Genomic DNA, 17,078 nt, shown 5'->3' on the forward strand with positions numbered 1-17,078 from the left:
GAGGCGATGATGCCTGCAGCGCGGGAATCCCTACTGGACGCCGCCTACACGGCGCTGGCGCGCCGGCCGTGGTCCGCCGTGCGGATGGTGGACGTGGCCGCGGCGGCCGGAGTGTCCCGGCAGACCCTCTACAACGAGTTCGGCAGCAAGGAGGGGCTCGCCCGGGCGCTGGTCAGAAGGGAGGCGGACAGCTATCTCGCGGGGGTGGAGCGGGCGCTGGCCACCCACTCCGACGCCCGCGACCGGCTGACCGCCACCGCCGAGTGGACGGCGTCGGCGGCCCGGGAGAACGCGCTGGTACGGGCCATGCTCACCGGCTGCTGGAGCGAACGGCTGCCCAACCCGACCCTGACCGCGGTGCCGTCCTCCTCGGCGGTGCCGGCGCAGCGCCGGGCCGACGGGCCGTTACCCTCGCCCGGCGACTTCGTGGCGATCGTCCGCGACCGGGCCGTGGCGGTCCTCGCCGGCCCCGGCGCCCACAAGTCGGACACCGCCGAACTGGCCCGCACCTGCGAACTGGCCGTCCGCCTCGCCCTGTCCTGCGTCGCGGCCCCACCGGGCGAGGGCGGCGTAGCGGACCTCATCCGCACAGCCCTGCCCCGCCAGGTCGCCTAGGCCGGTTCTTCCGCTCAGGCCCCGGCTGCGGATACGGCGCCTCCCGGCCGGGCCGAGCGGGAGCGAGGCCGAGCGTGGGGGAGTGCGTGCCGGGCCCGTGACGCCGGGGCGATCCGGAAGTCAGGGTCTAGGACCCCGCCTCCGCCCGGAGTTTCTCCGCCCGGTGGCGCGGGTCGTAGTGCGGGTCGACGCCCTCGGCGAGGACGAGGTCGCCCTGGATGTGGTCCGTGCGCAGGCGGAGGATCTCCTGGTAGGCGGGGGAGGAGTACCAGGCCCGCGCGGCGGCGAGGTCGGGGAACTCGATCAGCACCATGCTGCCCGGCCAGTCGCCCTCCACCACCTCCGCGGGCGGGCCGTGGATCAGGAAGCGCCCGTGGAAGGGGTCGAGGGTGGCCTGGATGCGCTCCAGGTACTCCAGCACGTCGGGGTGGTGACGACGCTCGCGCAGATGCGCGAAACCGTACGCGGACACGGCGTACTCCTTCACTCGTCCGTCGGAAGGCCGGAAATCCGCGACGAACGTAGCCACCGCCCCCGGCACCCGGCGATTACCCCGGAGGTAAGGGCGGCGGGGCTAGTGCGCCGAGCCCGACAGCTGGAGGCCGATCACGCCCACGATGACCAGGCTGATCGAGACGATCTTCAGCGTCGAGACCAGGTCGCCGAGGAAGACCATGCCGTAGATCGCGGTGCCCGCCGCGCCGATACCCGTCCACACGGCGTAGGCGGGGCCGACGTCGAGCTTTCTCAGGGAGAGGGTGAGCAGGCCGAAGCTGCCGAGCGCGAAACAGCAGAACGCGATCGTCGGCCAGACCCGGGTGAAGCCGTGGGAGAGCTTGAGGCACACGGCGAAGCCGGTCTCGAGAATCCCGGCCACGATGACCAGCAGCCACGCCATGTGCTGTCCTCCCGCATGTCCGGCTCGGTGCGATTATGCACTTACCGAGCTGACGTACAGGCAAACAACCCGGTGCTCAGTCACCCTCCTTGCGCTCCCGGGTCGCGAGGAGCCGGCGCAGCGAGTAGAGGCGGGCGGGGTCCGCGTGCCCCTCGGCCACCCACGCGTCCAGCGCGCAGTCCGGCTCGTCGTGGCTGCACGCGCGCGGGCAGTTCACCGTGCCGGGCTCCAGGTCCGGGAAGGCGTGGATGACCCGGGACGGGTCGATGTGCGCCAGACCGAAGGAACGGACGCCGGGCGTGTCGATCACCCAGCCGTCGGAGCCGCCCAGCGGCAGGGCCAGCGCGGAGGTCGTGGTGTGCCGGCCGCGGCCCGTCACCGCGTTGACGTGCCCCGTCAGCCGGCGGCGGTCCTCGGGCACCAGCGCGTTGACGAGCGTCGTCTTGCCGACGCCGGAGTGGCCCACGAAGGCGGTGATCTTGCCGTCCAGCTGCTCCCGCACCCGCTCCGCCGCGTCGCCGCTCTCCAGCTCCTGACGGCTGGTGACGACGTACGGGATGTCCAGGTCGCCGTACAGCTCCAGCAGCTTGTCCGGCGGGGCCAGGTCCGACTTGGTCAGCACCAGCAGCGGCTCCAGGCCGCCGTCGTACGCCGCCACCAGGCAGCGGTCGATCAGCCGCGGGCGCGGCTCGGGGTCGGCGAGGGCCGTGACGACGGCGAGCTGGTCGGCGTTGGCGACGACCACGCGCTCGTACGGGTCGTCGTCGTCCGCCGTACGGCGCAGCACCGACGTCCGCTCCTCGATGCGGACGATCCGCGCGAGGGTGTCCTTCTTGCCGGACAGATCACCGACCAGCGCCACCCGGTCGCCCACCACCGCCGCCTTGCGGCCCAGCTCACGGGCCTTCATCGCGAGCACCGTCCGGTCCTCGACCAGGCAGGTCAGCCGGCCGCGGTCGACGGTGAGGACCATGCCCTCGGCGGCGTCTTCGTGCGCGGGGCGGATGTTCGTCCGGGGGCGGGTGCCCTTGCGGTTGGGACGGGTGCGGATGTCGTCCTCGTCGGTGTGCTTGCCGTAGCGGCGCATGGTCGTACGCCCCTACGCCCCGACGCTCCCGAGCATCCCGGCCCACAGCTCGGGGAAGTCCGGCAGGGTCTTCGCGGTCGTCGCCACGTTCTCGATCTGCACGCCCTGGACCGCGAGGCCGATGACCGCGCCGGCCGTCGCCATGCGGTGGTCCTCGTAGGTGTGGAAGATCCCGCCGTGCAGCCGGCGCGGGCGGATGTGCAGCCCGTCGGCGGTCTCCGTCACGTCACCGCCGAGTTCGTTGATCTCCTTGGTGAGCGCGGCCAGCCGGTCCGTCTCGTGCAGCCGCAGATGGGACACGCCCCGCAGGGTCGAGGGGGAGTCGGCGAGGGCGGCCACCGCCGCGATGCCCGGGGTCAGTTCGCCGACCTCGCCCAGGTCCACGTCGATCCCGTGAATGCCACCCGAACCGGTGAACTCCAGTCCGTACTCGGTGAGTTCGCAGGAACCACCCATTTCGGTGAAGATCTCCCGCAGCCGGTCACCGGGCTGGGTGGTGCGGGCCGGCCAGTCGGGGATGACGACCCTGCCGCCGGTCACCAGCGCGGCGGCCAGGAAGGGCTGCGCGTTGGACAGATCGGGCTCGATGGTCAGGTCCCGGCCCAGCAGCGCGCCCGGCGTCACCCGCCACACGTTCGGCTCGCCGCCCGACTCCGGCGTGTCGACCTGGGCGCCGACCGCGCGCAGCATGTCCACGGTCATGCGGATGTGCGGCAGGGAGGGCAGGGAGGCGCCGACGTGCCGGACCTCGACGCCCTGGTTGAACCGCGGGCCGGACAGCAGCAGCGCCGACACGAACTGGGACGAGGACGAGGCGTCGATCTCCACCGGGCCGCCGTCCAGGGCGCCCCCGCCGTGCACGGTCAGCGGCAGCGCGCCCCGGCCGTCGTCGTCGATCCGGGCCCCGAGCACGCGCAGGGCGTCGATCACGCCGTGCAGGGGGCGTTCGTACGACCGCGGGTCGCCGTCGAAGCGGATCTCACCGTTGGCGAGGGCGGCCACGGGGGGCAGGAAGCGCATCACGGTGCCGGCGTTGCCGACGTCGACCGTGGCCGGGCCGTGCAGGCCGGTGGGCAGGACGCGCCAGGTCTCGCCGGTGCCGTCGGGGCCGACGCCCTCCTCGATGTCGACGCCCATCGCGCGCAGGGCGCCCAGCATCAGCAGCGTGTCGCGGGAGCGCAGCGGGCGGCGCAGCCAGCCGGGCTCGCTGGCCAGGGCCGCGAGGACGAGGGCACGGTTGGTGACCGACTTGGACCCCGGGACGTGGACCGTCGCGTCGACGGCTCCGCTCGCGTGGGGGGCGGGCCAGAGGGCGGTGTCTTCGGCGGGGGTTTGGGCCATGGGGCCACTCTATAAGGAGGGGGTGAGGGGGATCGTCGTCCGTGTGCGGGTGCGTTGTGGCTGGTCACACCTCCAGCAGCCAGCGCCCTCCGCCTATCAGGGAACACAGCGACACCGCGTGGAACAGGAACAGCCACAACCCCGCCGGCACATGCGTCAGCCGTGACAACTGGTCGGCGTCCGAGTCCCCCGCGCCGCCCCGCATCCGCTTCGCCTGCAGCTCGAAGGCCGGCCGTACGCCGCCCACCAGCAGGAACCACACGACCGCGTACGCGAACGCCGCCTGCACCTGGGGGCCCGCCAGCCAGGACACCAGCAGGAACATGCCGCCGGTGAGGATCACCGTCAGCGCGCCGTAGGCGTTGCGGATCATCACCAGCATGGCGATGAGCAGGGCCGTCGCCAGCCACAGCAGCAGGGTGATGCGGCCCTCCGCGAGGAGCGCGGCGCCGCCCAGGCCCAGCAGCGGGGGAGCGGTGTAGCCGGCGGCCGCGGTGAGGATCATGCCGATGCCGTGCGGCTTGCCGCGGCTGACGGTGAGGCCGCTGGTGTCGGAGTGCAGCCGTATCCCGGTCAGGGTGCGGCCGGTGAGCAGGGCGACCAGGCCGTGGCCGCCCTCGTGGGCGATGGTGATGGCGTTGCGCGAGACCCGCCACAGGCCGTGCGGGACGGTCACGGCGAGCGCGGCGACCAGGGTCGCCGCCACCACCCACAGGTCGGGGTCGGGCTGGGTGCCGGAGACCTGGTCCCAGAGGGAGGCGAGCGAGGAGGCGGTGCTGTCCATGGTCGGCGGTGACTCCCGGGGTCTCGGCGGATCGGGCGGGCGGCGCGTAGGTGCGGACGGTACCTGAGACGCCCACCCGGCAGGGAACGTTCCTGGCCATGAACGTGCAGGTCACGCTGGTGGGGCGGCGGAACGAACCCCGGCTCCCGCTTTTACCCGGGCCGGCTGTGCGCTTCCTGGGGATTGCCTGTGCCGCGCCCCGGCATGCCGGTTCCGCCCGCGTTTTCCGGCCACGGCGGTTCGTCCCGGGCCGGGTCGGCGGCGCGTGGCCGTTCCGTAGGGTGGAGGGCGTCAGCGAGACGCCGGTGAGGCGGTCGGAGGGGTGGTCGGAGATGTGCGGACGGTACGCGGCGAGTCGCAGGCCCGAGGACCTCGCGGGAATCTTCGAGATCGAGAAATGGGAGCCCGAGGAGACCCTCGCGCCCGACTACAACGTGGCCCCGACCAAGGAGGTCTACGCCGTCCTCGACCGCCCGCTGAAGGACGCCGGGGACCCGCGCCCGGTCCGGCAGCTGCGCACGCTGAAGTGGGGGCTCGTGCCGAGCTGGTCGAAGTCGCCCGAGGGCGCCGCGCGGATGATCAACGCGCGCGCCGAGACCCTGCACGAGAAGCCCTCCTACAAGCGGGCCTTCTCCTCCCGCCGCTGCATCATCCCCGCCGACGGCTACTACGAGTGGGTCACCGGCAAGCAGGAGCGGGACCTGGAGGTCGAGGGCAGGAAGAAGCGGCCGCGCAAGCAGCCGTACTTCGTGCTGCCGGCGGACGGGTCGGTGTTCGCGATGGCGGGGCTGTACGAGTTCTGGCGGGACAAGACCCTGCCCGACGACCACCCGCAGGCCTGGTGGGTGACCTGCTCCGTGATCACCACCGAGGCGGAGGCCACCCCGCTGGCCGTGGCCCCGGCCGAGGGCCCGCACTCCCTCGCCGAGATCCACCCCCGCATGCCCCTGATGCTCACCCCGGACCGCTGGGACGACTGGCTCGACCCCGCCCGCACCGACCTCGACGACCTGCGCTCGCTGCTGGCGCCCCCGCCCCCCGGCCTGATGCGCGCCTACCCGGTCTCCACCGCCGTCAGCAACGTCCGCAACAACGGACCGGAGCTGCTGAAGGAGCTGGAAGCGCCCGAAGAGGGCACACTCTTCTGACGTGACGACCGAGATCATCGCTACCGAGGCGGGCGACGCCCGCATCACCTGGCACCCGGCGCGGCAGGCCCGGCTGGTGCTGGCCGCGAGCCACGGCGCCGGCGGCGGCATCGACGCACGGGACCTGCGGGCGCTGGCCGAGGTGCTGCCGGAGCACGGGGTGACCGTCGCCCTGGTGGAGCAGCCCTGGCGGGTGGCCGGCAAGAAGGTGGCGCCCGCGCCCAGGACACTCGACCTCGGCTGGCGCGGCGTCTGGCCCGCGCTGGCCGGACTGGGGCTGCCGGTGGTCTCCGGCGGCCGCAGCGCCGGCGCCCGGGTCGCCTGCCGCACGGCCGCCGAGCTGGGCGCCCACGCCGTCCTCGCGCTGAGCTTCCCGCTCCACCCGCCGGGCCGGCCCGAGAAGTCCCGCGCCGGGGAACTGCTCGGATCAGGGGTGCCCACCCTCGTCGTCCAGGGCGGCAACGACCCCTTCGGCCGGCCCGAGGAGTTCCCGGACGGCACCTACGAGCTGGTCGAGGTGCCGTACGGCGATCACGCCTTCGCCGTGCCGAAGAAGGCGGACATCGGCCAGGAACAGGCCGTGGCGATCGTCACGGACGCGGTGCTGAAGTGGACCGGGTCACTCGGGTGAAGGCCCGGGAATGTTGCCGGGCGGGCCTCTGTTGAGCCGGACAGAAGTGCTGACCAACCAGCACCGATGTCGTGGGAGAGGAAGTCCGCCGCATGGGTTCGACCGTATGCCCGAGCCGCAGCAGCCGCGCTGACCTGGACTGGACGGTGCTGCACGCGGCGAAGACCACCCCTATTCGAGGGGCGGCAGGCACGGGTCGTCGTCTATCCTCCGATTCTGGTGACACCGGTTTCGGTGCCGCCCGGAATCTTGAGGAGGTGGGTCCGGTCACTGGGATCGACGCAGGGACCGACAACGGCCAGGCGGAGCTGCCCGAGGGCCAGGGCATGAGCGCGCAGACGACTCCCGAGTCGACCGCGGAGCGCAGCGCGCGCTTCGAGCGGGACGCGCTCGAATTCCTCGACCAGATGTACTCGGCCGCGCTGCGCATGACGCGCAACCCGGCGGACGCCGAGGACCTGGTGCAGGAGACGTACGCCAAGGCGTACGCGTCCTTCCACCAGTTCCGCGAAGGCACCAACCTGAAGGCGTGGCTGTACCGGATCCTCACCAACACCTTCATCAACTCCTACCGCAAGAAGCAGCGCGAACCCCAGCGCAGCGCCGCGGAGGAGATCGAGGACTGGCAGCTCGCCCGCGCCGAGTCGCACATGTCGACGGGTCTGCGCTCCGCGGAGTCGCAGGCGCTCGACCACCTGCCCGACTCGGACGTGAAGGAAGCGCTCCAGGCGATCCCCGAGGAGTTCCGCATCGCCGTCTACCTCGCCGACGTAGAGGGCTTTGCGTACAAGGAGATCGCGGACATCATGGGGACACCCATCGGTACGGTGATGTCCCGGCTGCACCGGGGCCGCCGTCAACTGCGCGGCATGCTTGAGGACTACGCCCGTGAGCGCGGACTGGTCCCGGCCGGCGCCGGAGAGTCGAACGAAGCGAAAGGCTCGGGCTCATGAGCTGCGGAGAGCCGCACGAGACGGACTGCAGTGAGGTCCTCGACCATCTCTACGAGTTCCTCGACAGCGAGATGCCGGCCGTCGATCGCGGCAAGTTCGAGCAGCACTTCAAGGAGTGCTCGCCCTGCCTGGAGAAGTACGGCCTGGAGCAGGCCGTGAAGAAGCTGGTCAAGCGGTGCTGCGGACATGACGACGTGCCGACGGACCTGCGCGCCAAGGTCATGGGGCGGATCGAGCTGATCCGCTCCGGCCAGGCGGTGCCCGAGCACGACGTGACGGCCACATCCCAGGAGTCCTGAACTCCCCCGGGAACGGACTGTAAGTCCCTCGGGAACGGACTGTCGTCACTCGAACGTGCTAATCCGCGGTTCATAAGCCCGCGGCTCCCCCCGCACCCGCCCTAGGCTCCTCACCCTGAGCAGGCATGTCCGGGGAGGGGTGTGATGGAGGCGGTACCGGCGCGGGCACGGGCGTATGTGGCCGGTGCGGCTGTCGGTGCCGTGTGCTGTCTGCTTCCGCTGCCGGGGCAGCGTGCGCCCTGGTGGGCGATCGCGCTGCTCGCGGCGGTGTACGCCGGCTGCGAGCGGGCCGCCGCCCGGTGGCGCTTCGCCGGAACGTTCTACCCCGTGCTCCTCGCCGCGGCCTTCCTGCTGCCGCCGCCCGCCGCCGCCCTGGTGCCGTTGCCGGGGGCGCTGCTGTCCCCGGTCGAGCGGCGGCCGTCGTGGCCGCGCCGGGTCTGGCGGGCCGCCGAGTCGGCCCTCGCCGTGTGGACGGCGAGCCGCGTGCACTGGGCGCTGGGCGGCCGGGACGCCGTCGTGACCTGCGACTTCCCGCACGTCCTGATCCCGGCCGGGGCCGCGGTCCTCGCCTTCTGCCTGGCGCTGACGATCCTGGACGGCGGGATTCTCGCGTTCGCGGAGCACATGCCGCTACGGCGGGCCTGGCGCGGCCTGTTCGTCCGCTCCCTCGCACCGGTCACCGTCCACGGGCTCGCCGGGCTCATGATGGCCGTGCTGTGGCGCAGCCCGTACGGGCCCGTCGCCGCGCTGCTGGTGCTGCTGCCGATGTGCGTGTCGTGGTGGGCGTTCGCGCAGTACCACCGGGAGCGGGCCGCCCACCAGGCGACGATCCGGGCGCTGGTGCAGGCCGTCGACATCAAGGACGGGTACACCCGCGGGCACAGCGAGCGGGTCGGGCAGGCGTCGATGATGATCGCCCGCGAGCTGGGCATGGACGAGGAGCGCGTCGAGGTGCTGCGGTTCGCCGGCATCCTGCACGACGTCGGCAAACTCGGCGTCCCCACCCGGCTGTTGCGCAAGGACGGGCCGCTGACCCCCGAAGAGCGGCGGGTGATCGAGCTGCATCCCGAGTACGGGCACGAGATGGTGCGCGGAATCGGTTTTCTCGGGGAGGCGCGGGCGGCCGTACTGCACCATCACGAACGGCTGGACGGCAGCGGCTACCCCTACGGGCTGGTCGGCAGCCAGATCCCGGAGTCGGCGCGGGTGGTGGCGGTCGCGGACGCCTTCGACGCGATGACCTCCACCCGCTCCTACCGCCGCGCCCGGCCCGTCGCCGCCGCGCTGGAGGAGCTCCAGCGGTGCGCGGGACGGCAGTTCGACCCCCGGATGGTCACCGCACTGGTCCGCGCGCTGGCCCGCTACGGCTGGCATCCGGTGGTGACGTCCGAGGAACACCCACCACCGGCGCCCCCGCCGCCGCGTCCGTCCACGGCGGACCGGTCGGGAGTGCGACGATGAGGGCACCGGCGACGCCCGCGCTCGCCGCAGTGGGCGGGCCGCTGCCGAGCCGGCGTGCGCCGCTGGCCGTTCTCATCCACGGTGCCGCCGTGCTGCTCGCCGGAGTGTCGCTGGGGGTGACCTTGTGGGCGGGGCTCGCGGAGCGGTCCGTGGCGCTGGCCTTCGGGGGGTTCGTCGCCGTCGGGGAGTTCGGGCGGTGGACCGGGGCCCGGGTCAGGGAGGCCGCACCGCTCGGGGCGGCCGGCGCGCTGGCGTACGCGCTGCTCGGGGAGAACGCCGGGCGGCCCACGCACCACGGCGTCCTCCAGGCCGTCGCCGTCGTCCTCGCCGCCTCCCTCGCCGGCAGCGTGCTGCCCATCGGGCGGGGACAGCACGCGGTCGCCGACCATCTCGCCCGGCGCGTGCTCACCGTCGGCTTCGCCGCCGTCTGCTTCCAACCCCTGTACAACCGGGGCCTGTTCGACAGCCTGATCGGTCCCGCGTACGCCCTGCTGCTGCTCGCGCTGCTCGCCCTCACCGCGCTGTGCGACGCCGTACTCGCCGCCGCCCTCGCGCACGCCCGCACCCGCTGGCCCTTCGGCCCGCTGCTCAGGGACGAGCTGCGCGCCCTCCTCGGCATCGGCTCGGCCGTGTGCGCGACCGGCGCCGTGATGGCGCTCGCGGTCGCCGTCGTCGGACTGTGGGCGCTGCCCGTGTTCTGTCTGCCGCTGCTGCTCACCCAGCTCGCCTTCAAGCGGTACGCGGCCGTGCGCACCACCAACCGGCAGACCATCGCCTCCCTCGCCCGCGCCACCGAGATCGCCGGCTACACCCCGGCCGGGCACGCCCGCCGCGTCGCCGCGCTCAGCCGGGCCGTCGGCCGGGACCTGGGGCTCACCCGGCCGGAGCTGACCGTGCTGGAGTACGCGGCCCTCATGCACGACATCGGCCAGCTCAGCCTGGTCGACCCGGTGCCGGCCGGTGCCACCGCCGTCCTCCCGGTGGCCGAACAGCGCCGTATCGCGCTGCTCGGCGGGGCCGTCGTACGCCAGACCGGGGTCGACCCGGCGGTCGCCGTGATCGTGGAGCGGCAGGCCGACCCGTGCCCGGAGCAGCCGCTCGCCGCGCGGATCGTGCGGGCGGTGAACGCCTACGAGGAGAAGGCGCAGGGAGCGGGGCCCGGCGGCCCGCTGACGGCGCTGGAGGAGCTGCGGCTGGCCACCGCAGGGGAGTACGCCCCCGAGGTGGTGGAGGCGCTGGCCCGGGTGCTGGCCCGGGAACGTCTGACCCTCCCCGCGGCTGGGTAACCCATGGGTAATGAGCGCCCTTCCAGCCGCACGTGGTTGGATGCGAAGGAGAGGGTGTCCGGGGGCGGTACAGCCAGCCCACTCCACGGAACTGGCAGGCGGGAATCGTGAGGATCTTCGGCAAGGGACGGCACCGGCCCTCCGCCTCCTGGCGGCAGGCCACCGACCGCGCGTTCACTCTGATCGGCGACGGCCGGTACGAGGACGCGGGCGCGCTGCTGACGCGCGCCGCCGATCTGGAGCCCTGGCTGTCGGAGTCCTGGTTCAACCTCGCCCTGCTGCACAAGTTCCGGCACGACTGGGAGCAGGCCCGCGCGGCCGGGCTGCGCGCCGTCGCCCTGCTCGACCGGGAGACCGGTGCCCCCGACTGGTGGAACGTCGGCATCGCGGCCACCGCCCTGCAGGACTGGCCGCTGGCCCGGCGGGCCTGGCAGGCGTACGGGCTGCGGGTACCGGGCACGGCCACCGCGTCCGGCGAGCCGGTCGGCATGGACCTCGGCAGCGCGGCCGTACGGCTGTCGCCGGAAGGCGAGGCCGAGGTGGTGTGGGGACGGCGGCTGGATCCCGCCCGCATCGAGGTGCTGTCCATCCCGCTGCCGTCGTCCGGGCGGCGCTGGGGCGAGGTCGTGCTGCACGACGGCGTCCCGCACGGCGAGCGGACCACGGCCGCCGGGCACTCCTACCCGGTCTTCGACGAGATCGAGCTGTGGGCGCCGTCGCCGGTGCCGACCTGGGTGGTGCTGCTGGAGGCGGCGACCGAGGCGGACCGGGACGCGCTGGAGCGGCTCGCCGCGGACGCGGGGTTCGCGGCGGAGGACTGGTCGTCGTCGGTGCGGCTGCTGTGCCGGATGTGCTCGGAGTCGCGGATGCCGTCGGACGAGGGCGACGGGGAGCACCTGGACCCCCACGACCACAGCGAGCCGGGGCACCCCGGGCCGCTGGGGCACCGGACCGACGGACAGCTGTGGGTGCCGGAGCGCGAGTGCGGGGTGGCCGCGCCGGCGTCACTGGTCCGGGGGCTGCTGGACGGCTGGGTCGCCGACAGCCCGGATTCGCGGGACTGGCGGGATCTGGAAGAGGTCTGCTGAACAGCGCCGTACCCTGTATCAGCAACTTCTCCCCTGGTTTGTGTAGGAAGGCATACGTCGGTCATGGCTCAGCAGGACACCGATCAGCAGCACGCGGGCGTGCTCCCCGTCGACGACGAGGGGTACGTCGTCGACACGGAGGACTGCGAGGAGCGCGAGGCCGCCTGGCGGGAGCGCGGCACCTCCCGGCCCATCACCGTCGTCGGCAACCCGGTGCTGCACAAGGAGTGCCGGGACGTCACCGAGTTCGGCGAGGAGCTCCAGCAGCTGGTGGCGGACATGTTCGCCTCGCAGCGCACGGCGGAGGGCGTGGGTCTGGCCGCCAACCAGATCGGCGTCGACCTGAAGGTCTTCGTCTACGACTGCCAGGACGACCAGGGCGTGCGGCACGTCGGCGTGGTCTGCAACCCCCGGCTCGTCGACCTGCCCGCCGACAAGCGCCGCCTCGACGACAGCAACGAGGGCTGCCTGTCGGTGCCGACCGCGTACGCGCCGCTCGCCCGTCCGGACTACGCCGAGGTGACCGGCCAGGACGAGCAGGGCAACCCGATCAGGGTCCGCGGCACCGGCTACTTCGCCCGCTGCCTGCAGCACGAGACCGACCACCTGTACGGCTACCTCTACATCGACCGTCTCTCCAAGCGCGAGCGCAAGGACGCGCTGCGCCAGATGGCCGAGAACGAGCCGCGCTACCCCGTGGTCGCCAACGACTGACACCCCACCGGTCGCCCCGACTCCCTTCCGTACGGCGTCTGTTCAGGAGCCTCCTCCTCAACAGGCGCCGTTCGTCTGTCCGTCGCACGTTCGATCGTATATACGCCTCTCGTGATCCATAATCAGTCACACAATGGGAGATTCTCGGCACGTTGGGGTAGTGAACGGCGCAAATACGTTCCCAGAACGGTCAGTTGTGGTGCTGAATGGGAAGTGCGGGGATACGCAACGGCGCGCGCCCGGCACAGCGGGAGGGGCGTGCGCAACTGGCGGCTGAGAGGGGTTTGTTCGTGCATGCTTTCCCACACAGCACCACCACGACGGCGACCGCGATCGCGGTCCCACCGGCGCTCTGCCTTCCGGTGATCGAGGCCGCGTTTCCCCGGCAACTGCACCCGTATTGGCCCCGGCTGCAGGAGAAGACCCGGACCTGGCTGCTGGAAAAGCGGCTCATGCCGGCGGACAAGGTGGAGGAATATGCCGACAGCCTTTGCTACACGGACCTCATGGCGGGCTACTACCTGGGCGCCGACGACGAGGTCCTGCAGGCGATAGCCGACTACAGCGCGTGGTTCTTCGTCTGGGACGACCGCCACGACCGCGACATCGTGCACCGGCGGCCGCAGGCCTGGCGGCGGCTGAGGTTCCGGTTGCACGCGGCGCTCGACTCCCCGCAGGAGCACCTGCACCACCAGGACCCGCTGGTCTCGGCCTTCGCGGACAGCATGGTGCGGCTGTACTCGTTCCTGCCCGGTACCTGGAACGCCCGCTTCGCCCGGCACTTCCACGCGGTGATCGAGGCGTACGACCGCGAGTTCACCAACCGCAGCGAGGGGACCGTCCCCACGGTCGAGGAGTACCTGGCCCTGCGCCGGCTCACCTTCGCGCACTGGATCTGGACCGATCTGCTGGAGCCGAGCGCCGGGCTGGAACTCCCGGACGCGGTGCGCACACACCCCGCATATCGGCGGGCCGCATTACTGAGCCAGGAGTTCGCCGCCTGGTACAACGACCTGTGCTCGCTTCCGAAGGAAATAGCGGGCGACGAGGTCCACAATCTCGGCATCAGTCTCGTCACCCACGAGGGGCTGAATCTCGAAGAAGCCGTCGCGGAAATACGGCGGCGCATCGAGGAATGCATCGCCGAATTCATCGTCGCCGAACGGCAGGCGCTGCGTTTCGCCGACACCCTCGCCGACGGCACGGTGCGGGGAAAGGAAATCAGCGCGGCCGTCAGGGCCTGCGTCGGCAATATGCGGAACTGGTTCAGTTCCGTCTACTGGTTCCACCACGAGTCCGGCCGGTACAGGGTCGACAGCTGGGACGACCGGTCCACGCCCCCGTACGTCAACAACGAAGCGGCAGGTGAGAAATGACCGTCGAGTCTGTGACGCCCGAACCGCAGATATATGCGGAATCGGAGCTGCGTGAGCCACCCCTCGCGGGCGGCTCGGTCCCCCTTCTCGGCCACGGTCTCAAACTCGTCGCCGACCCGCTCGCTTTCATGTCCCGGCTGCGCGAGTACGGCGATGTCGTACGCCTCAAACTCGGCCCCAAGACGGTGTACGCGCCCACCACTCCGGCGCTCACCGGAGCCCTCGCCCTGAACCCCGACTTCATCATCGCCGGGCCGCTGTGGGAGTCCCTGGAGGGGCTGCTCGGCAAGGAGGGCGTCGCCACCGCCAACGGGCCGCGGCACCGGCGCCAGCGGCGCACCATCCAGCCCGCCTTCCGGCTGGACGCCATCCCCGCCTACGGGCCGATCATGGAGGAGGAGGCGCACGCGCTCGCCGAGCGCTGGAGCTCGGGCGAGACCGTGGACTGCACCTCCGAGTCCTTCCGGGTCGCCGTCCGCATCGCCGCCCGCTGTCTGCTGCGCGGCGAGTACATGGACGAGCGGGCCGAGCGGCTGTGCGTCGCCCTCGCCACCGTCTTCCGCGGAATGTACCGGCGGATGGTGGTCCCCCTCGGACCGCTGTACAAGCTGCCGCTGCCGCCCAACCGCGCATTCAACCGGGCACTGGCCGATCTGCATCTCCTCGTCGACGAGATCGTCGCCGAACGCCGGGCATCCGGTCAAAAGCCGGACGATTTGCTGACGGCTTTGCTGGCGGCCGAGGACGACAATGGCGAGCCCATCGGGGAACAGGAGATCCACGACCAGGTCGTCGCGATCCTCACCCCCGGAAGTGAAACCGTGGCCTCCACGATCATGTGGCTGCTACAGGTGCTCGCCGAGCATCCGGAACACGCGGACAAGGTGCGCGACGAAGTCCTCTCGGTCACCGGCGGTACCCGTCCGGTCGCATTCGAGGATGTCCGCAAGCTCACCCACACCAACAATGTCGTCGTCGAGGCCATGCGCCTGCGCCCCGCCGTATGGATATTGACGCGGCGGGCGGTGACCGACACCGAACTCGGTGGCTATCGCATTCCGGCCGGGGCCGACATCGTCTACAGCCCGTACGCGATCCAGCGCGATGCGAAGTCGTACCGGGACAGCCTGGAGTTCGACCCGGACCGCTGGCTTCCGGACCGGGTCAAGGACGTGCCGAAATACGCCATGAGTCCGTTCAGCGTGGGCAATCGCAAGTGTCCCAGCGACCACTTCTCGATGGCCCAGCTGACCCTCGTCACGGCGGCGGTGGCGACCCGGTACCGCCTGGAGCAGGTACCGGGCTCCAACGACGCGACCCGGGTCGGCATCACCCTGCGGCCGCACCGGCTGCTGGTGAAGCCGGTGCCGAGGTGAGCGGGGCCGCTCAGGCGGCGGCCTCATCGCCCCGGAACGTGCGCCGGTAGGCGTTCGGGGTGGTCCCCAGCGTCCGGACGAACTGGTGACGCAGCGCGGCCGCGTTGCCGAACCCGGTCCGGCCGGCGATCGCGTCCACCGTCTCGTCCGTCGCCTCCAGCAACTGCTGGGCCAGCAGCACGCGCTGGCGCAGGATCCAGCGGTAGGGAGTCGTCCCGGTCTCCTGCTGGAAGCGACGGGCGAAGGTGCGCGGCGACATGTGGGCGCGCTCGGCGAGCTCCTCGACGGTGACCTCCCGGTCGAGGTGGCGCTCCATCCACGCCAGCACCTCGCCCACCGTGTCGCACGGGCTCTTCGGCAGCGGTCGCTCGATGTACTGCGCCTGCCCGCCGTCCCGGTGCGGCGGCACCACCATGCGCCGGGCGATCTTGTTGGCGACCTCCGGGCCCTGCTCCTTGCGCACCAGGTGCAGACAGGCGTCGATGCCGGCGGCCGTGCCCGCGGAGGTGATCACCGGGTCCTCGTCGACGTACAGGACGTCGGGCTCGACGGTCAGCCGCGGGTAGGCCCGCGCCAGCTCGTCCGCGTGGTGCCAGTGCACCGCGCACCGCCGGCCGTCCAGCAGCCCGGCCGCGGCCAGCAGGAAGACGCCGGAGCAGACGCTGAGCACCCGCGCGCCCTCGTCGACCCGCCGGCGCAGCGTCGCCAGCAGCTCGGGCGGGAAGTCGCGCCGCTCGAAGTCGGCGCAGGCCGGCACGGCGATCAGGTCGGCCGTCTCCAGCCGCTCCAGACCGTGCTCGACGTGCATGCCGAAGCCGGCGCGCGTGGTCAGCCGGGGACCCTCGGCGGAGGCGACCGCGAAGTCGTACACGGGCAGCCCGTCGTCACTGCGGTCGATGCCGAAGACCTCGCAGACGACGGCGAGTTCGAAGGGGTTCACGCCGTCCAGCACGACGGCGGCGACGTTCTGCAGCATGCCGTCCAGTGTGCCTCATGACTGGCAGCATTTCGAGGTTGTACGGCAGTCCTGCCACTGTTGGTAAGGAGTCAACGGCGCGACAGTGGTGTCCATGGATACGGCACACATCGAAGGACTGATCGGAATGCTGACCGTTCTCGCCATCCTGGTTCTGCTGGTCCTGCCGTCCGTGCTCGGCATCGCCCACGACCGCCGCATCGACCGCGAGATCCGCGAGGCCGCGCGGGCCCGGGGCGAACTCGACGACCGGCGGCGGCCGGTCCGGCGCGGGCGCTACCTGACGACCACGGTGACCCACCACTCCTGAATCCCCAGGCACGAGACCCGGCCGGTCTGCGTGGCGCACAGGGGGCGCTGCGAGGACAGCCGGGCCGTGCCCGCGGCCACGGCCTGGTAGGCGGCGCTCGCGTCCCCCGGCTGGATGACGAAGCCGCTGTTGGTGGCCTCCAGCCCGCCGCCGCTGACACTGACCGGCTTCCAGGGCCGTTTCGCCGTACCGTCCAGGTCGATCCGCAGCGTCTCGCCCACCGCGAGGCACACGGTACGGCCGCTGTCGCCGGCGTGCAGCTGCCCGTGGGGGGCGCAGTCACCGGGCGGGGACGTGCTCGGGGCGGGGGAGGACGTGCTCGGTGCGGGGGAGGACGGCGACACGGTGTCGCCGCCTCCCCCCTTTCCGCTTCCGGTTCCGTTTCCGCTGCCCGCCTGGTCGCCGCAGCCCGCGAGGAACAGGGTCAGCGCGGCGAGGGCGAGGGTCGCGCGGTGGATGGTTCGGCGCATGGGGGGCCTCCTCTGTGCTTGGACGTACCACCCATGCGCCTGGATCCCGCCCGGGTCAGCTGGTCGTGACGGCGGTGTCGTCGACGACGAAGCTGGTCTGGAGCGAGGAGTCCTCGACCCCGCTGAACTTCAGGGTGACGGTGGAGCCCGCGTAGGAGCTCAGGTCGAAGGACTTCTGGGTGTAGCCGGAGGCGGCGTTGAGGTTGGAGTACGTCGCCAGGGTGGTCGATCCGGCGGTGACCGTCAGCTTGTCGTACTGGGTGCT

General features: G+C 71.9%; 19 protein-coding genes and 1 pseudogene. 12 read left to right on the forward strand and 8 right to left on the reverse strand.

All coding sequences use genetic code 11. The features are described 5' to 3' along the window. Positions 1-9: 9 nt before the first annotated feature. Positions 10-615, forward strand: a complete 606-nt coding sequence (locus ACYF6T_RS33875) for a TetR/AcrR family transcriptional regulator (protein ID WP_461701351.1) — start codon at positions 10-12, stop codon at positions 613-615. Positions 616-742: 127 nt separating this feature from the next. Here ACYF6T_RS33875 and ACYF6T_RS33880 read toward each other — a convergent pair whose 3' ends face one another. The 5 genes from ACYF6T_RS33880 to ACYF6T_RS33900 form a co-directional block, all read right to left on the reverse strand. Next, a complete protein-coding gene (locus ACYF6T_RS33880) occupies positions 743-1,087 on the reverse strand; it encodes a DUF1330 domain-containing protein (protein WP_461701323.1) in 345 nt (114 codons plus the stop codon). A 102-nt stretch (positions 1,088-1,189) separates the two neighbouring features. Then, a complete protein-coding gene (locus ACYF6T_RS33885) occupies positions 1,190-1,513 on the reverse strand; it encodes a DMT family transporter (RefSeq protein ID WP_461701324.1) in 324 nt (107 codons plus the stop codon). Positions 1,514-1,589: 76 nt separating this feature from the next. Further along, entirely contained in the window at positions 1,590-2,600 is a 1,011-nt protein-coding gene (rsgA, locus tag ACYF6T_RS33890; RefSeq protein ID WP_461701326.1) for a ribosome small subunit-dependent GTPase A, read from the reverse strand. 12 nt (positions 2,601-2,612) lie between these two features. Then, entirely contained in the window at positions 2,613-3,941 is a 1,329-nt protein-coding gene (aroA, locus tag ACYF6T_RS33895; protein ID WP_461701327.1) for a 3-phosphoshikimate 1-carboxyvinyltransferase, read from the reverse strand. A gap of 64 nt (positions 3,942-4,005) precedes the next feature. After that, the gene (locus tag ACYF6T_RS33900; RefSeq protein WP_461701328.1) at positions 4,006-4,725 is read right to left on the reverse strand and encodes a M50 family metallopeptidase; all 720 of its coding nucleotides are present in this window, start codon (positions 4,723-4,725) and stop codon (positions 4,006-4,008) included. 332 nt (positions 4,726-5,057) lie between these two features. Between ACYF6T_RS33900 and ACYF6T_RS33905 the strand changes: the two genes are divergently transcribed. From ACYF6T_RS33905 to ACYF6T_RS33950, 10 genes are all read left to right on the forward strand, one after another. Beyond that, complete coding sequence (locus ACYF6T_RS33905) at positions 5,058-5,873, forward strand: SOS response-associated peptidase (protein ID WP_461701330.1); 816 nt, start codon at positions 5,058-5,060, stop codon at positions 5,871-5,873. Position 5,874: 1 nt separating this feature from the next. Then, complete coding sequence (locus tag ACYF6T_RS33910) at positions 5,875-6,504, forward strand: alpha/beta hydrolase family protein (RefSeq protein ID WP_461701331.1); 630 nt, start codon at positions 5,875-5,877, stop codon at positions 6,502-6,504. A gap of 257 nt (positions 6,505-6,761) precedes the next feature. Then, on the forward strand, positions 6,762-7,457 hold the full coding sequence (gene sigR, locus ACYF6T_RS33915; protein WP_461701333.1) for an RNA polymerase sigma factor SigR: 696 nt from the start codon (positions 6,762-6,764) through the stop codon (positions 7,455-7,457). Then, positions 7,454-7,756: a mycothiol system anti-sigma-R factor gene (rsrA, locus tag ACYF6T_RS33920; RefSeq protein ID WP_461701335.1), complete on the forward strand. Its 303-nt coding sequence runs from the start codon at positions 7,454-7,456 to the stop codon at positions 7,754-7,756. The genes sigR and rsrA overlap by 4 nt, the downstream gene beginning before the upstream one ends. A 144-nt stretch (positions 7,757-7,900) precedes the next feature. Continuing rightward, positions 7,901-9,217 (forward strand): HD-GYP domain-containing protein, encoded by a 1,317-nt coding sequence (locus ACYF6T_RS33925; RefSeq protein ID WP_461701336.1) that lies wholly within the window; start codon positions 7,901-7,903, stop codon positions 9,215-9,217. Continuing rightward, on the forward strand, positions 9,214-10,503 hold the full coding sequence (locus ACYF6T_RS33930) for an HD-GYP domain-containing protein (RefSeq protein WP_461701338.1): 1,290 nt from the start codon (positions 9,214-9,216) through the stop codon (positions 10,501-10,503). The genes ACYF6T_RS33925 and ACYF6T_RS33930 overlap by 4 nt, the downstream gene beginning before the upstream one ends. Before the next feature lie 107 nt (positions 10,504-10,610). Further along, positions 10,611-11,591 carry a tetratricopeptide repeat protein gene (locus ACYF6T_RS33935; RefSeq protein WP_461701339.1) on the forward strand — a complete coding sequence of 327 codons (981 nt, stop codon included), beginning with the start codon at positions 10,611-10,613 and terminating at the stop codon, positions 11,589-11,591. 63 nt (positions 11,592-11,654) lie between these two features. Further along, positions 11,655-12,305 carry a peptide deformylase gene (gene def / locus ACYF6T_RS33940; RefSeq protein ID WP_461701341.1) on the forward strand — a complete coding sequence of 217 codons (651 nt, stop codon included), beginning with the start codon at positions 11,655-11,657 and terminating at the stop codon, positions 12,303-12,305. 290 nt (positions 12,306-12,595) lie between these two features. Next, positions 12,596-13,681: an epi-isozizaene synthase gene (gene cyc1, locus ACYF6T_RS33945; protein WP_461701343.1), complete on the forward strand. Its 1,086-nt coding sequence runs from the start codon at positions 12,596-12,598 to the stop codon at positions 13,679-13,681. Further along, a complete protein-coding gene (locus ACYF6T_RS33950; protein WP_461701345.1) occupies positions 13,678-15,057 on the forward strand; it encodes a bifunctional albaflavenone monooxygenase/terpene synthase in 1,380 nt (459 codons plus the stop codon). Before cyc1 ends, ACYF6T_RS33950 begins: the two co-directional genes overlap by 4 nt. 10 nt (positions 15,058-15,067) lie before the next feature. Here ACYF6T_RS33950 and ACYF6T_RS33955 read toward each other — a convergent pair whose 3' ends face one another. Beyond that, positions 15,068-16,033 carry a GlxA family transcriptional regulator gene (locus ACYF6T_RS33955; RefSeq protein ID WP_461701346.1) on the reverse strand — a complete coding sequence of 322 codons (966 nt, stop codon included), beginning with the start codon at positions 16,031-16,033 and terminating at the stop codon, positions 15,068-15,070. Between the two features lie 94 nt (positions 16,034-16,127). Here ACYF6T_RS33955 and ACYF6T_RS33960 point away from each other — a divergent pair, with 94 nt between their 5' ends. After that, positions 16,128-16,343: a hypothetical protein gene (locus tag ACYF6T_RS33960; protein ID WP_461701347.1), complete on the forward strand. Its 216-nt coding sequence runs from the start codon at positions 16,128-16,130 to the stop codon at positions 16,341-16,343. Here the strand turns inward: ACYF6T_RS33960 and ACYF6T_RS33965 are convergent. Beyond that, entirely contained in the window at positions 16,310-16,813 is a 504-nt protein-coding gene (locus ACYF6T_RS33965) for a hypothetical protein (protein WP_461701348.1), read from the reverse strand. The genes ACYF6T_RS33960 and ACYF6T_RS33965 overlap by 34 nt on opposite strands. A gap of 55 nt (positions 16,814-16,868) precedes the next feature. Continuing rightward, a pseudogene (locus ACYF6T_RS33970) lies at positions 16,869-17,078 on the reverse strand (hypothetical protein); the annotation flags it as partial.

The organism is Streptomyces sp. 7R007 (assembly GCF_054850255.1).

Coding starts and splice junctions, on each gene's coding strand:
- ACYF6T_RS33875 (WP_461701351.1), top strand. CDS start 10: ATGCCTGCAGCGCGGGAATCCCTACTGGACGCCGCCTACACGGCGCTG.
- ACYF6T_RS33885 (WP_461701324.1), bottom strand. CDS start 1,513: ATGGCGTGGCTGCTGGTCATCGTGGCCGGGATTCTCGAGACCGGCTTC.
- rsgA (WP_461701326.1), bottom strand. CDS start 2,600: ATGCGCCGCTACGGCAAGCACACCGACGAGGACGACATCCGCACCCGT.
- aroA (WP_461701327.1), bottom strand. CDS start 3,941: ATGGCCCAAACCCCCGCCGAAGACACCGCCCTCTGGCCCGCCCCCCAC.
- ACYF6T_RS33900 (WP_461701328.1), bottom strand. CDS start 4,725: ATGGACAGCACCGCCTCCTCGCTCGCCTCCCTCTGGGACCAGGTCTCC.
- ACYF6T_RS33905 (WP_461701330.1), top strand. CDS start 5,058: ATGTGCGGACGGTACGCGGCGAGTCGCAGGCCCGAGGACCTCGCGGGA.
- rsrA (WP_461701335.1), top strand. CDS start 7,454: ATGAGCTGCGGAGAGCCGCACGAGACGGACTGCAGTGAGGTCCTCGAC.
- ACYF6T_RS33925 (WP_461701336.1), top strand. CDS start 7,901: ATGGAGGCGGTACCGGCGCGGGCACGGGCGTATGTGGCCGGTGCGGCT.
- ACYF6T_RS33930 (WP_461701338.1), top strand. CDS start 9,214: ATGAGGGCACCGGCGACGCCCGCGCTCGCCGCAGTGGGCGGGCCGCTG.
- def (WP_461701341.1), top strand. CDS start 11,655: ATGGCTCAGCAGGACACCGATCAGCAGCACGCGGGCGTGCTCCCCGTC.
- ACYF6T_RS33950 (WP_461701345.1), top strand. CDS start 13,678: ATGACCGTCGAGTCTGTGACGCCCGAACCGCAGATATATGCGGAATCG.
- ACYF6T_RS33955 (WP_461701346.1), bottom strand. CDS start 16,033: ATGCTGCAGAACGTCGCCGCCGTCGTGCTGGACGGCGTGAACCCCTTC.
- ACYF6T_RS33960 (WP_461701347.1), top strand. CDS start 16,128: ATGGATACGGCACACATCGAAGGACTGATCGGAATGCTGACCGTTCTC.
- ACYF6T_RS33965 (WP_461701348.1), bottom strand. CDS start 16,813: ATGCGCCGAACCATCCACCGCGCGACCCTCGCCCTCGCCGCGCTGACC.